The organism is Agromyces mariniharenae, assembly GCF_008122505.1.
Lineage (GTDB): Bacteria > Actinomycetota > Actinomycetes > Actinomycetales > Microbacteriaceae > Agromyces > Agromyces mariniharenae.
This window is the reverse complement of the sequence record NZ_VSSB01000001.1, coordinates 1,358,209-1,371,034: the sequence shown is the minus strand read 5'-3', so window position 1 is coordinate 1,371,034 and position 12,826 is coordinate 1,358,209. Positions and strand designations below refer to the sequence as shown.

14 protein-coding genes and 1 tRNA gene are annotated in these 12,826 nt (G+C 71.0%); 9 read left to right on the top strand and 6 right to left on the bottom strand.

What is annotated here, in order from left to right; translation table 11 throughout:
• The first annotated feature begins 83 nt into the window (after positions 1-83).
• Entirely contained in the window at positions 84-299 is a 216-nt protein-coding gene (locus FYC51_RS06255; RefSeq protein ID WP_148732756.1) for a hypothetical protein, read from the top strand.
• A 47-nt stretch (positions 300-346) separates the two neighbouring features.
• Here FYC51_RS06255 and FYC51_RS06250 read toward each other — a convergent pair whose 3' ends face one another.
• The 6 genes from FYC51_RS06250 to FYC51_RS06225 form a co-directional block, all read right to left on the bottom strand.
• On the bottom strand, positions 347-670 hold the full coding sequence (locus FYC51_RS06250; protein ID WP_148732755.1) for a DUF7882 family protein: 324 nt from the start codon (positions 668-670) through the stop codon (positions 347-349).
• A 138-nt stretch (positions 671-808) separates the two neighbouring features.
• Positions 809-1,081, bottom strand: coding sequence for a hypothetical protein (locus tag FYC51_RS06245; RefSeq protein WP_148732754.1), 273 nt, complete (start codon positions 1,079-1,081; stop codon positions 809-811).
• A 116-nt stretch (positions 1,082-1,197) separates the two neighbouring features.
• Positions 1,198-1,548, bottom strand: a complete 351-nt coding sequence (locus tag FYC51_RS06240; protein ID WP_148732753.1) for a PRC-barrel domain containing protein — start codon at positions 1,546-1,548, stop codon at positions 1,198-1,200.
• Positions 1,535-1,951, bottom strand: a complete 417-nt coding sequence (locus FYC51_RS06235; protein ID WP_148732752.1) for a hypothetical protein — start codon at positions 1,949-1,951, stop codon at positions 1,535-1,537. Before FYC51_RS06235 ends, FYC51_RS06240 begins: the two co-directional genes overlap by 14 nt.
• Positions 1,948-3,177 carry an Nramp family divalent metal transporter gene (locus tag FYC51_RS06230; RefSeq protein ID WP_148732751.1) on the bottom strand — a complete coding sequence of 410 codons (1,230 nt, stop codon included), beginning with the start codon at positions 3,175-3,177 and terminating at the stop codon, positions 1,948-1,950. Before FYC51_RS06230 ends, FYC51_RS06235 begins: the two co-directional genes overlap by 4 nt.
• Positions 3,174-3,650 (bottom strand): hypothetical protein, encoded by a 477-nt coding sequence (locus FYC51_RS06225; protein WP_148732750.1) that lies wholly within the window; start codon positions 3,648-3,650, stop codon positions 3,174-3,176. The genes FYC51_RS06230 and FYC51_RS06225 overlap by 4 nt, the downstream gene beginning before the upstream one ends.
• 102 nt (positions 3,651-3,752) lie before the next feature.
• On the opposite strand from FYC51_RS06225, the gene FYC51_RS06220 reads away from it, so the two are divergent.
• From FYC51_RS06220 to FYC51_RS06185, 8 genes are all read left to right on the top strand, one after another.
• Positions 3,753-4,760 carry a LacI family DNA-binding transcriptional regulator gene (locus tag FYC51_RS06220; protein WP_148732749.1) on the top strand — a complete coding sequence of 336 codons (1,008 nt, stop codon included), beginning with the start codon at positions 3,753-3,755 and terminating at the stop codon, positions 4,758-4,760.
• 377 nt (positions 4,761-5,137) lie between these two features.
• Positions 5,138-6,820, top strand: coding sequence for a glycoside hydrolase family 13 protein (locus FYC51_RS06215; RefSeq protein WP_148734160.1), 1,683 nt, complete (start codon positions 5,138-5,140; stop codon positions 6,818-6,820).
• Positions 6,821-6,896: 76 nt separating this feature from the next.
• Positions 6,897-8,255, top strand: a complete 1,359-nt coding sequence (locus FYC51_RS06210; protein ID WP_148732748.1) for an ABC transporter substrate-binding protein — start codon at positions 6,897-6,899, stop codon at positions 8,253-8,255.
• A gap of 179 nt (positions 8,256-8,434) precedes the next feature.
• The gene (locus tag FYC51_RS06205; RefSeq protein WP_187432515.1) at positions 8,435-9,415 is read left to right on the top strand and encodes a carbohydrate ABC transporter permease; all 981 of its coding nucleotides are present in this window, start codon (positions 8,435-8,437) and stop codon (positions 9,413-9,415) included.
• Complete coding sequence (locus FYC51_RS06200) at positions 9,412-10,437, top strand: carbohydrate ABC transporter permease (protein ID WP_148732747.1); 1,026 nt, start codon at positions 9,412-9,414, stop codon at positions 10,435-10,437. The genes FYC51_RS06205 and FYC51_RS06200 overlap by 4 nt, the downstream gene beginning before the upstream one ends.
• A gap of 98 nt (positions 10,438-10,535) precedes the next feature.
• Positions 10,536-10,934 (top strand): MmcQ/YjbR family DNA-binding protein, encoded by a 399-nt coding sequence (locus FYC51_RS06195; RefSeq protein ID WP_148732746.1) that lies wholly within the window; start codon positions 10,536-10,538, stop codon positions 10,932-10,934.
• Positions 10,935-11,047: 113 nt separating this feature from the next.
• Positions 11,048-11,120: transfer RNA gene (locus tag FYC51_RS06190), tRNA-Arg, on the top strand.
• Positions 11,121-11,528: 408 nt separating this feature from the next.
• On the top strand, positions 11,529-12,824 hold the full coding sequence (locus FYC51_RS06185; protein ID WP_148732745.1) for a DUF998 domain-containing protein: 1,296 nt from the start codon (positions 11,529-11,531) through the stop codon (positions 12,822-12,824).
• The last annotated feature ends 2 nt before the right edge of the window (positions 12,825-12,826 follow it).

The window sequence follows — 12,826 nt, the reverse complement described above, 5'->3', positions numbered from 1 at the left end:
GACCGGCTCGAACGGTTCGAGGGGCTTGCAGCGCCCCGGTCGTGCTGCTAAACGGGAAGTGGGGATCGGGACGAGGAGGAGTCATGAGCACCACGCATGACACGGACCGCGGAGCGATCGAGCGCTGGTGGCCGCACCTCTCCATCGAGGGGAAGCACCGCCTGCTCGCGGAGCTCACAGCGCCGATCGATGCCGAGACGGCTGCGGAGATCGAGTCGATCACGGGCGAGCCCGCACCCGACCGGCTCACGCCGGCCGAGCAGCGCTTCGTGCTCACGCAGATCGAGCCGGTCGACTGAGCGTCGCGGCATCCGCCCGCTCGTCGAGTCGACGACGACGGATGCCGCTACTCGGCCTCCATCGGGTCGTCCTCTGCGGGCTCGGGCACGTACTGCAGGCCCGCGGTGCTGTTCGCCGACAGGAGCATCTGCTCGATCCAGAACCGGTTGAGCTTGGGCGCGCGGTTCCCGCTGAAGATGAACTGCAGCGGGATGGACTCGTGCAACCACATCGTCGTGCGCCCGCTGCCGTTCTCCACCCCGTGCTCCCACGTCATGGCGAAGCTCTCGGAGCGGCGCAGCTTGTTCAGGATGGCGACGCGCAGATGGGCGAGGGTGCGATCGTCGATCTCGATCTCGCGTGTCGAGGAGTTGTAGATGAGCTTGCCCATGCGGCGACTCTAGTCGCCGTCGACGGCGAGGGAAACGTCGGGCCTGAGGGGGCGCGCCACCGGATCGTTCGTGCTATGCGGGCGCGACCGAAGCGGGCATGACGGCCAGGATCCGACACGCGATGGGAGGAGCGATCGTCAGATCACGTGTCCGTCGGGATCGAGCGGATCGCCGTTCTCCCGGCCCGGCTTGCGCGGGTCCAGCGGATCCATCGCGCGCTGCAGCTCGTCGAGGTCGGTGATGCCGGTGTCGTCGTAGCGACCCGACGGCGGGAGGTCGCGGACGCGTCCGAGCACGCCGGGCGGGAGGTCGGATGCGTCGGGTTGGTCAGTGGTGGGTGCTGCTTCGGGGGCGTCGGGTCCGCCCGCCTCCGTCGTCGGTGCGGCGACCCGACCGATCGACTGGTCCATGGTGTTGCTCCTTCCAGTGCACGCGGATGCTTCGCGGCATCCGTGTCGTCTTCACGCTACGCCGCGCGGAATCCGGCGGCGAGCCCTTGACGACACCAGTCTGCCCGGTTACGGCGTCAGCTGGACCGGGGCGCGCGCGGGAGCATGGCATCGCGCGCCGCGTAGCCCCGCCGGAAGACGACCCGACCCTCGTCGACCCGCTCGACGTCGTCCCACGCCACGAGGAACGTGCCGCGGTGCAGCCAGCGCTGGAACCGGGCGATGAGGTTGGGGCCGTTCTCGTCGCGTCGCTCGTACCCCCACGTCGAGAACCGGCTGTGCGGGCTCACGAGCACGCCCGTGACGACCGTCGCCGCGAGCAGCTGGCCGGGCGCGCCCGAGATCTCGAGCCGCACGTCGATGACGGCGCCGAGCCGCCGGCCGCCGGCCTCGACGGCGTCGGATCCGAGCAGGTCACTCAGGAGCATGGCGTCCTCCGGGGATGCGCCCGATGATGTGGCGGCTCACCCAGCGTTCGGCCCAGCCGGCCTGGAGCGAGTCGCCCGCCACGCCCAGGTGGATGACGGTGCCGACCTCGGCCACGAGGCGCCAGGGGATGCTCACCCGTCTCGCGGCCGGCGCGTGACCGCCGAACAGGCGCATCATGAGCTGCGGCCCGGTGAGGATCGCCGACACGGTCGGCGGCGGCGAGCCGGGCTCGATGCGCGCGCCGAGCTCGATCCCGTCGAGCTCGAGATCGTCGGCCGTGGTCACGGGCACCTCGTCCCGGTCGAGCACTTGCCGGTCGAGCACGTGCAGGTGGGCGTCGAGCACGCGGCCCGCCGGCAGCGGCGCGGCATCCGTCTCGAACGCCTTCGAGTCATGGTTCATGCGCCGGCTCCCGTCACGATGAGCAGGGGGATGGCCGCGAGCGCCGCGGCCAGGATGATCACCAGGTAGACCTGGCCGACGAAGTTCATGACGCGGCCGTTCACGCGGTCGCCCATGTACTCGCGGTCGTTCGCGATGATGAGGATCGGAAGGTACGTGAGCGGCAGCGCGACCGCCGAGAAGACGACCGAGTACTCGGTCACGAGGATCGGGTCGACGCCGGTGGCGAGGATCCCGACGGCGATGAGCAGGCCGATGATCATCGCCAGGTGGAAGCGCGCGGCCTTCGCGGGCTTGCGGAACTTGCCCCACGACCAGCCGAAGTACTGCGCCAGCGTGTACCCGCTCGAGAGCGTGGTCTCGAGGGCCGCGCCGAACGTCGCGGCGAGGATGCCCACGATCGCGAACGCCAGCGCGAGCTTGCCGCCCGCCTCGGCGACGGGCAGCACGACCTGGCTGAGGCTCGTCACGTCGATCGCCCGGGGCAGCAGCACCACGGCGGCGCAGCCGGCGATCGCGATCGACAGCAGGCCACCGAGGGGGAAGCCCACGAGCACGTTGAGCCGCGACTTCGCGAGGTCCTTCTCCGTCCAGCGCTCCTCGATCGCGCCCGAGGAGAAGAAGAACACCTCGTAGGGCGTCATCGCCGCGCCGAACAGGGCGATCGCGTAGAACCAGTAGGTCGCGACCGGCTCGTCGGACGGCGGTCCGGGCTGCAGCGCCTGCCCGGCGAGCTGCCCCCAGTCGGGCGACAGCATGAACAGCGCGACGGCGAACACGATCAGGGTGAGCCCCAGCATGCCCGTCACGTTCTCCAGCAGCTCGAACCGCGCCCGCCAGATCACGATCCACACGCCGAACGCGGCGACTGGGATCCACCACATCGGGTCCACGCTCGTGGCCAGCTGGAGCGCGAGGGCGACGCCGCCGATCTCCGCGGTGACGGTGAGCAGGTTGATGAGGAAGGATGCCGCGAGGTTCGCGAGCCCCGCCCGGGGACCGAGCCGCTCGCGGATGATCTCGAAGGTCGCCCGACCGCTCACCGCGGCGACGCGACCCGACATCTGCGCGTAGATGCAGATGCCGACGACGCCGACGAGCACCACCCATGCGAGCCCGAGCCCGAATCGCGATCCGACCACCGCGTTGGTGACCAGGTCCCCGATGTCGACGAACCCGCCGATCGCGGTGAGGATGCCGAGCGCGACGGCGAAGATCTTCTTCATCCGTCGCTCCCGGCCGCGTCTCCGGTGGCGTCGACGGTCGGTTCGAGGGCCGTGAGCCCGTCGGCGGCGGCGTCGAGCTGCGGCACGACGGCCTCGAGCGATCCGACACCGGAAGCCAGCGCGTCGCGGGCGGCGTTCACCGCGTCGAGCGCCGCGTCGAGGGCGTCGAGCACCTCGGTGCGGGTCTCGGCCTCGGCGGGCGCCGCGGCATCCGTCTCGGCGACCTGGTCGGTCGCATCGACGAGCTCGCGGCGCGCGTCGCCGAGCGTCGCGAGGGCGGTCGTGGGGAAGGTGCGGCCGTCGAGCTCCTGGTCGACCACGAGCCGGGCGGTCTCGATCGCGGCGACCCCCTGGCCGACGGCGGCCTCGAAGGTCGCGTCGGGGCTCGCGCAGCCGGCCAGCAGCACCACGGCCAGCACGAGGGCGCCGGATGCCGCGACGCGCGCCGCGTGTGGTCGACCGGACGCCTGCATGCTCCCGATGCTGGCCCCGGCATGCCGTACCGGCAAGGGCTTGACGCGGATGCTCGCAACGGATCGTCGAGTTCTTGCGTTCCCTGCCGTAGCATGTCGCTCATGTCGAGGAGGCTGGCGGACGTCGCGCGCAAGGTGGGCGTGAGCGAGGCGACCGTGAGTCGCGTGCTCAACGGCAAGCCGGGCGTCTCGGCCTCGACGCGCGAGGCCGTGCTCACCGCGCTCGACGTACTCGGCTACGAGCGGCCGACGAAGCTGCGGGGCGAGCGCGCCCGGCTCGTCGGCCTCGTGATGCCCGAGCTGCAGAACCCGATCTTCCCCGCGCTCGCCGAGGCGATCGGCGGCGGGCTCGCCCAGAACGGGTACACGCCCGTCCTGTGCATCCAGACCGCCGGCGGCATCTCGGAGTCCGACTACGTCGAGCTGCTGCTGCACCAGCAGGTGTCGGGTGTGATCTTCGCCGGCGGCGCCTACTCGCAGGCCGACGTCAACCACGACCACTACGCGCGGCTGGTCGAGCTGAAGCTCCCCACGGTGCTCGTGAACGCGCCGATCGACGACCTCGGCTTCGCGACGGTGTCGTGCGACGACGCGACGTCGATGGAGCAGGCGTTCGGGCACCTGGTGCAGCTCGGCCACGAGCGCATCGGCATCCTGCTCGGGCCGAGCGACCACATCCCGTCGCGGCGCAAGCACGCCGCGGCCCTGCGCATGGCCGAGCGGCACGGCGTCGAGCTCGGCGAGGACCGCGTGGTGCACTCGCTGTACTCCCTCGAGTCGGGGCAGACCGCGGCGACCAAGCTCCTCGCCGCCGGGGTCACGGGCATCATCTGCGCGAGCGACCCGATGGCGCTCGGCGCGATCCGCGCGGTGCGTCGCGCCGGCCTGCGCGTGCCCGAGGACGTGTCGGTCATCGGCTACGACGACTCGGCGCTCATGAACTGCACGGAGCCGCCGCTCACGACCGTGCGCCAGCCGATCGAGGCGATGGGCCGCATGGTGATCGAGCTGCTCATGCGCCAGATGTCGAGCGAGGGCGCGATCGGCGACGAGGTGTTCTTCGCGCCCGAGCTCGTGGTGCGCGCCTCCACAGCGCCCGCGCCCCGCTGACCGTTCCTCGCCCGCAGACCGTTCCTCGCCCGCAGACCGTTCCTCGCCCGCAGACCGTTCCTCGCCCGCAGACGTCCCTCGCCCGCAGACCGTCCCTTCCCTTCTGCAGGAAGAACGGCGCCGAACGCGGCGTGCCGCCCGTTCCGCCACGGCGTGTCCTCCGGATCTTCCTGCAAAGGCACGTGACGCGCGCGTCCGTGCCGGAAATGCGCAAGGCGCTCTCGCAACTTCACGAAACCAACCGCAAGCTGATGCTTGATTGTTGAAAAGTTGCATCAATCTGTTGCTCTCATTACGTTTCCCCGTATCGACGCCGTCGTCCCCTCGGGAATCGGCGCGCCGCCCGCCCCCGCACCGAGGAGAACGACAGCGTGACCATGCCACTCACGGAACCCGGCACGGTGCCCCCCGCACTGGTGGAGGACCCGCTGTGGTGGCGTGACGCCGTGATCTACCAGGTCTACGTGCGCAGCTTCGCCGACTCCGACGGCGACGGCACGGGCGACCTCCGCGGCGTGCGCAGCCGGCTCGGCTACCTCAAGGAACTCGGCGTCGACGCGCTCTGGTTCACTCCGTGGTACCCGTCGCCGCTCGCCGACGGCGGCTACGACGTGTCGGACTACCGCGGCATCCACCCGACCTTCGGCACCCTCGAGGACGCCGAGCTGCTCATCAGCGAGGCGCTCGAGCTCGGCATCCGCACCATCATCGACGTCGTCCCGAACCACGTCTCGAGCGAGCACCCGTGGTTCCGGCAGGCGCTCACCGCCGGCCCGGGCAGCCCCGAGCGGGAGCGGTTCTGGTTCCACCCCGGCACGGGCGAGGGCGGCAACGGGATGCCGACGAAGTGGGTCTCGAACTTCCAGGGCGACACGTGGACCCGCACGACGAACCCCGACGGCACGCCGGGGGAGTGGTACCTGCACCTCTTCACGCCCGAGCAGCCCGACCTCAACTGGAACCACCCCGACGTGCGCGCCGAGCACGAGGACATCCTGCGGTTCTGGTTCGACCGCGGCGTCGCCGGCGTGCGCATCGACTCGGCGGGCTTGCTCATCAAGGACCCCGCGCTGCCCGAGGTGCCCGAGGTGGTCGCGCCGGGCCAGCATCCCACGGAGGACCGCGACGAGGTGCACGACGTCTACCGCTCGTGGCGGAGCGTCGCCGACTCGTACGAGGGCACCCGGGTGCTCGTCGGCGAGGTCTGGGTGCCGGATGCCGCCCGGTTCGCGGCCTACCTGCGCCCCGACGAGATGCACACGGCGTTCAACTTCGACTTCATGGCCCGGCCGTGGGATGCCGCGGAGCTGCGCGCCTCGATCGACCTCATGCTCGACGCCCACGCGCCCGTCGGTGCGCCCAGCACCTGGGTGCTCTCGAACCACGACGTCACCCGGCCGGTCACGAGGTACGGGCGCGAGGACTCCGGCTTCGCGTTCGCACGGAAGCGGTTCGGCACCCCGACCGACCTCGAGCTCGGCCGTCGCCGCGCCCGTGCCGCCGCGCTGCTCACCGCGGCGCTGCCCGGCTCGCTCTACCTCTACCAGGGCGACGAACTCGGCCTGCCCGAGGTCGAACTGCCGCGCGACGTGCTCGAGGACCCGATGCACTTCCGCTCGGGCGGCGTCGACCCTGGCCGCGACGGATGCCGCGTGCCGCTGCCCTGGCGGGGCACCGAGCCGCCCTTCGGGTTCAGCCCGGCTGCGGCATCCGTGGGCGACGGCCGGGTCGCCGCACCGTGGCTGCCCCAACCGACCGAGTGGGCCGCCCTCACCGTGCAGGCGCAGGAGGCCGACCCGGGTTCGATGCTCTGGCTCTACCGGCAGGCGCTGCGCATCCGCAAGCGCGAGGCCTCGCTCGGCGACGGCGCCCTGACCTGGCTCCCGAGCGCGCCCACGGCGCTCGTCTTCCGACGCGGCGACGACATGGTGAACGTCACGAATCTCGGCAGCGAGCCGATGGCCCTGCCCGACCATGACCGCATCCTCCTCGCAAGCACCCCGCTCGTCGGCGGGCTGCTGCCACCCGACTCCACGGCCTGGCTCCACCGAACCGCCTGACCGTCGAGGCCGCGGCCCGCACCACGCCGCGGCAGTCCCACACCACACCTCAACACAGCACCGAAAGGACCGGACAATGAAGTCACCACGCAGCATCGCGATCGCGGGCATCGCCGCCGTCGCGATGGTGGGCGCGCTCTCCGCGTGCAGCCAGGGCGCCGCCGACGACGGGAAGCTCGAGCTGCGCGTCGCCACGTTCCCGCCCGGGGCCGACCAGGCCGCATACGACGCCTTCGCCGAGCAGGAGCAGCAGTTCGAGGAACTGCACCCCGACATCGACATCGTCGGCCTCGAGTACGAGTGGACCGCCCCGACCTTCGCCGCGCAGCTCGCCGGCGGCAGCCTGCCCGACGTCTTCACGGTGCCGTTCACCGACTCGAAGACGCTCCTCGAGAACGACCAGCTCAAGGACGTGACCGACGAGCTGGAGGAGCTCGGCTACGCCGACAAGTTCAACCCGATCATCATCTCGGAGGTCACCGACGCCGACGGCCGGATCTACGGCTTCCCGCGCCAGGCGTACGCGAACGGCCTGCACTACAACCGCGACCTGTTCGAGCAGGCCGGCCTCGACCCCGACCAGCCGCCGGCGACGTGGGACGAGGTCCGCGAGGCCGCGAAGACCATCGCCGAGAAGACCGGCAAGGCCGGGTACGCGACGATGGCGACCGGCAACACGGGCGGCTGGCAGCTGTCGGTGCAGGCCGACTCGCGTGGCGCCCAGCTCCAGGAGGACAACGGCGACGGCACCTACACGTCGACGATCGACAACGACGCGACGAAGGCCACGCTCGAGTTCCTCCACGACCTCCGCTGGGAGGACAACTCGATGGGCGCGAACTTCGACCTCGACTGGGGCAGCATCAACCAGGAGTTCGCCGCGGGCAACATCGGCATGTACACGTCGGGCTCCGACGTCTACACGGCACTCGTGCGCGACTTCGGCATGGAGCCCGCCCAGTACGGCCTCACCGTCATCCCGACGGAGGACGGCGGCGGCGTGCTCGGCGGCGGCGACATCGCCGTGATGCCGCCGACGCTCGACGACGAGACCAAGGCCGCGGCCGTCGAGTGGATCGACTGGTACTACATGCAGAAGCTCCTGGACGAGGATGCCGCGGTCGCCGACGCCAAGGCGCTCGCCGCGTCCGACCAGGCGGTCGGCACGCCGGTGCTGCCGGTGCTCGACCGCGAGACCTACGACCAGCAGCAGGAGTGGATCGCGCCCTACGTCAACGTGCCGCAGGACCAGATGACCGGATTCATCGACGGGATCTTCGACCAGACCCCGGTCGGCGAGTTCAAGGGCCAGACGCAGCCGATCTACGCCCTGATGGACAACCTGGTGCAGGCGGTGCTGACCGAGCAGAACGCCGACATCGACGCGCTCCTCGGGCAGATCGACGTCGACGCGCAGGCGCTGCTCGACGAGTAGGCCGTTCCGGTCGTCGAGGAGCGCCGCGCGGAGCGCGACGCGTCTCGAGACGCCTCCCCATTCCGGTCGTCGAGGAGCGCCGCGCGGAGCGCGACGCGTATCGAGACGCCTCCCCAGGTCTCGATACGCGTCCGCCTTCGGCGGGCGCTACTCGACCACCGGTCCCGAAAGGATCACCGATGACCCTCACCGCCAAGCCCGCGGCCGCGCGGCCCGCGCCCGACGGGGACGCGCCGCCCGCGGCATCCGCTCGCCCGGCCCGCAGGCGCAACCTGCAGACCTGGATCCGCGGCGGCGGCCTCTGGAACCTCGCCTTCCTGGCCCCGATGCTCATCGTGTTCGGGGTGTTCAGCTGGTCGCCGATCGTGCAGTCGGTCGTCATGAGCTTCCAGCGCACCAACCTCGTGACGACGCCCGAGTGGGTCGGCATCGACAACTTCGTGAACGTGCTGAGCGATCCGAACCTCGGGGTCGCGATCGTGAACACGCTGTACTTCGCGGTGCTGGCGCTCATCCTCGGGTTCCCGCTGCCGCTCATCCTCGCGGTCATGATGAGCGAGGTGCGCCGGGGCAAGGGCCTCTACAGCGCGCTCGCGTACCTGCCGGTCGTCATCCCGCCGGTGGTCGCGGTGCTCCTGTGGAAGGTCTTCTACAACGCGAGCCCCGACGGGGTGTTCAACACGATCCTCGGGTGGTTCGGCATCCCGCCGCAGCCGTGGCTGCAGTCCGCGGCGACCGCGATGCCCTCGCTCGTCATCGAGGCGACGTGGGCGGCGGCCGGCGGGTCGATCATCATCTACCTCGCGGCGCTCATCTCGGTGCCGCCCGAGCTGTACGACGCGGCGGAGGTCGATGGCGCCGGCATCTGGCGCAAGCTCTGGCACGTGACGCTGCCGCAGCTGCGCGGCGTGCTCTTCATCATGCTGATCCTGCAGGTCATCGCGACGTCGCAGGTGTTCCTCGAGCCGTTCCTCTTCACCGGGGGCGGTCCGAACAACGCGACCCTGACGATCCTCCTCCTCATCTACCGCTACGCCTTCCAGAACAGCCTCGGCGGCGACTACGGCGAGGCCACCGCGCTCAGCCTGATGCTCGCGATCTTCCTGGGACTCCTGAGCTGGCTGTACTTCAAGCTCACCGAACGTTGGAGCACGAATTGACCAGCGCACCCGTCCAGCCCCTCCTCGAGCGGCCCGACGGCGCCGAGGCCGACGCCGCCGAGGACTCCGGCCGAGCCGGTCGGACCGGGCGCCGCGGCTCGCGGTGGTTCCTCCGGCGCCGCCGGACGGACGCGACCTACGAGTTCGGCGACCGCGGCGTCCTCTCGGCGTTCGACCGTCGCCGCGGCAGCGTGCGCGGGTCGCTCAGCCTCGTGCACCTGTTCCTCTTCGTCGGTCTCGTCGTGGCCGGACTCGGCCCGCTGCTCTGGCTCGCCAAGGCCGCGGTCACGCCCACCCAGGACACGCTGAGCCAGCCGTTCGCGCTCTGGCCGAACGGCATCGACTGGGCGAACCTCGAGACGGCGTGGAACGACATCCACATCGACCAGTACTTCCTCAACACGATCTGGGTCGCGGCGGGCTCCTGGTTCTTCCAGCTGCTCATCGCCACCACAGCCGGTTACGCGCTGTCGGTGCTGCGCCCGAGGTACGCGCCGATCCTCAACGCGCTCGTGCTCGCGACCCTGTTCATCCCCGCGGTGGTGCTGCTCGTGCCGCTCTACCTCACGGTGCTGCACCCGCCGCTCATCGACGTGTCGCTGCTCAACACCTACTGGGCGGTGTGGCTGCCCGCTGCGGCGAACGCCTTCAACATCCTGCTCGTGAAGCGCTTCTTCGACAGCCTCCCGCGGGAGGTGTTCGAGGCCGCGAAGACCGACGGCGCCGGCCCGTTCCGGGTGTTCTGGTCGATCGTGCTGCCGATGTCGAAGCCCGTGCTCGGCGTCGTGTCGGTGTTCGCGGTGATCTCGGCGTGGAAGGACTTCCTCTGGCCGCTGCTCGTGCTGCCCGACCCGGCGGTGCAGCCGCTGTCGGTCCGCCTCCCGGCGGTGCAGTCGCAGACCGAGCTCGACGTGTTCCTCGCCGCGCTCGCCATCTCGACGCTGATCCCCGTGCTGCTGTTCCTGATGTTCCAGCGGTTGTTCCTCCGCAGCGCCGGGCTCGGGGGCGCGGTCAAGGGGTGAGCGTGACGGTGACGGATGCCGCGGCGGCGGCCCGCGGCATCCGTGCCACGACCCGGCGACGGATGCCGCCGCGCCGGCCTCGCCCGTAGGCTGGCGCCGTGGAGCATCCGCGCGTGGTCGACCCGGGGCATCCGCTCGTCGAGCGGGTGCGGCGGATCTGCCTCGCGCTGCCGGAGGCCGTCGAGGTCGAGGCGTGGGGACGGCCGACGTTCCGCGCCGCGAAGCCGATCTTCGTGCACGTCGCCGCGACGTCGGAGCGGCCGCTGTCGATCGTCGTGAAGACCGACCCCGAGGAGCACCTCGCGCTGCTCCAGGACGGGCGCTTCTCCGGCGTGCCCTACTACAGCCGCGACCACTGGGTCGGCGCCGACCTCGACGCGCCCGACACCGACTGGGAGCTGCTCGCCGAGCTCATCGAGACGTCGTACCGGCAGGTGGCGAACCGTCGCCAGCTGGCCGCGCTCGACGCGCTCCGGCCCGATCACGCCGACCACTGACCGACGAGCGGATGCCGCGGCCGAGCCCGCCCGGCTCGATTGGCGTGAACGGAGCGCGTGGGTTAGAGTTACGTGGTTGCCTGATCGCCGATGACGCGCGGGCGACGTCCCATGCGCCCGTAGCTCAATGGATAGAGCATCTGACTACGGATCAGAAGGTTGGGGGTTCGAGTCCCTCCGGGCGCGCGGTGGAGAAGGCGGTTCGCGATTGCGGGCCGCTTTCGTCGTTCCTGGAGCATCGTGCGCCGTGACGCCCCGAATGGCGAGGGATGCCCCGAACGGGGGGTGCACACCGTCGGACACGCCGGGCAGGCTGGGAATCAGCCGAAGATCGATAGGTGCGTGGTGTAACGCCGATGGCCGGTGTCGTCGGCCGCCGTTATGCTCGGCACACATCTGATTCCCGTGATCGAGAGTTCGGATATGAGGGGTGCGCGGGCTGGGAGCTTCCCGGCGTCGTCGAACCGGGGGGATCGGCGACAGCGGCGCAAGGTCCGCCCGGGCAGCGTCGGCCGTGAGGGGCACGGTCGGCCGTTCAGTGGACCCGCGAGCGGTGCCGGGCTCCGGCGTCCCGACTCGCAGCGGTTCGACCCGATGCGGGCTGCCGCGATCATGCGGCGGGCGTATGCCGCGCTCATCGCGCTCGCGGTGGCCATCATCGCGTTCCACGAGTTCTCGTCGAGTTTCACGAGCGGGGCGGCCGACGACGGAGTCGCCGCCGGACTCGCGCCGATCGGCTTCATGTGGGGGCTGCCGTCACTCGCCGCGGGGGCCGTCGTGGGCGCCGCGCTCGTCGTGGCATCCGCTTCTCGAGGCGGCGTGACCGCGCTGCGGCGGCTCGGACTGCCCGGCCTCGGCCCCGACGCCCGGGCCCGCGCCAACGGCATGACCTGGGGCGCCATCGCGCTGCTCGGCGTGCACTTCACCCGCGAGGCGTTCGAGGTCTTCCCGGGCGGGAACGTGGTAGCGGCCGTCGCGCTCGGGTCGGCGCTCGGCTATGGGACGTTCCGCCTGCACCGCCACGCGATCGACCACGAGGCGTACCGCACCTTCAACCTCGTCGCCATGCTGCTCGCGGCCGGCAGCCTCGCGAGCATGAGCCTCACGCCGACGGGCGAGTGGTGGACGCACAACTTCAGCACGCTCGGCACCTCGGACGACTTCGCCGCGGCGTGCTTCAACATCGCGATCGTCGTGTCGGGTGCCGGCATGGCGGCGATGTCGGCCGGACTCACCCGCGCCGTCTCCGACCCGAGGTACGGGGTGCGGCGTGGCGGCCTCACGGCGATGCGCGTGCTCATCGTGCTGATCGGCCTGAGCCTCATGGGCGTCGGCCTGGTGCCGATCGACGGCGCGACCGACCTCCACAACCTCGCCGCGTGCGGTGCGGCGGCCTCGTTCGCCGTGCTCTGCCTGGGCGTCCAGGTCTGGGCGCGCCGCCTCCCGCGCTCCATGGTGATCGCGTCGTACGGGTCGATCGCGGTGGAGGTCGTCGCCATGGTCGCCTACGACGGCATGGGCGTCTTCAACCTCACGGTCTTCGAGATCGTCGCGTTCACGCTCGTGTTCGCCTGGCTCATCGCCCTCGTCGCGATCACGCACGCCGCGCCCGACCCCGTCGTCGAGCCGCGGCGTCACGTCGGACGCATCCGTGCCGGGGCGGCCCTGCACGCCGGTGCCGTCACGGCCGATCGCCCGCGCACCCGCGTCACCCAGGACCATACGTCCCCGAGGGCGCGGGGCCGGACTCCGCGCGCACCGGCCCGAGCCGCCGCGTCGCACGACGTGCACCGCGCGCTGCGCCGCAACGCGAAGCGAGCCGACGAGCCGCCCGACACCCGAATCGGTCGTGCGCAGGAATTCCGCATGGCCCGTGCCGCGTTGTCCTGAGC

Excerpts from the sequence above, each read along its gene's own strand:
- FYC51_RS06255 (WP_148732756.1), top strand. The coding sequence starts at position 84 with ATGAGCACCACGCATGACACGGACCGCGGAGCGATCGAGCGCTGGTGG.
- FYC51_RS06250 (WP_148732755.1), bottom strand. The coding sequence starts at position 670 with ATGGGCAAGCTCATCTACAACTCCTCGACACGCGAGATCGAGATCGAC.
- FYC51_RS06245 (WP_148732754.1), bottom strand. The coding sequence starts at position 1,081 with ATGGACCAGTCGATCGGTCGGGTCGCCGCACCGACGACGGAGGCGGGC.
- FYC51_RS06240 (WP_148732753.1), bottom strand. The coding sequence starts at position 1,548 with ATGCTCCTGAGTGACCTGCTCGGATCCGACGCCGTCGAGGCCGGCGGC.
- FYC51_RS06235 (WP_148732752.1), bottom strand. The coding sequence starts at position 1,951 with ATGAACCATGACTCGAAGGCGTTCGAGACGGATGCCGCGCCGCTGCCG.
- FYC51_RS06230 (WP_148732751.1), bottom strand. The coding sequence starts at position 3,177 with ATGAAGAAGATCTTCGCCGTCGCGCTCGGCATCCTCACCGCGATCGGC.
- FYC51_RS06225 (WP_148732750.1), bottom strand. The coding sequence starts at position 3,650 with ATGCAGGCGTCCGGTCGACCACACGCGGCGCGCGTCGCGGCATCCGGC.
- FYC51_RS06220 (WP_148732749.1), top strand. The coding sequence starts at position 3,753 with ATGTCGAGGAGGCTGGCGGACGTCGCGCGCAAGGTGGGCGTGAGCGAG.
- FYC51_RS06215 (WP_148734160.1), top strand. The coding sequence starts at position 5,138 with ATGCCACTCACGGAACCCGGCACGGTGCCCCCCGCACTGGTGGAGGAC.
- FYC51_RS06210 (WP_148732748.1), top strand. The coding sequence starts at position 6,897 with ATGAAGTCACCACGCAGCATCGCGATCGCGGGCATCGCCGCCGTCGCG.
- FYC51_RS06205 (WP_187432515.1), top strand. The coding sequence starts at position 8,435 with ATGACCCTCACCGCCAAGCCCGCGGCCGCGCGGCCCGCGCCCGACGGG.
- FYC51_RS06185 (WP_148732745.1), top strand. The coding sequence starts at position 11,529 with ATGCGGGCTGCCGCGATCATGCGGCGGGCGTATGCCGCGCTCATCGCG.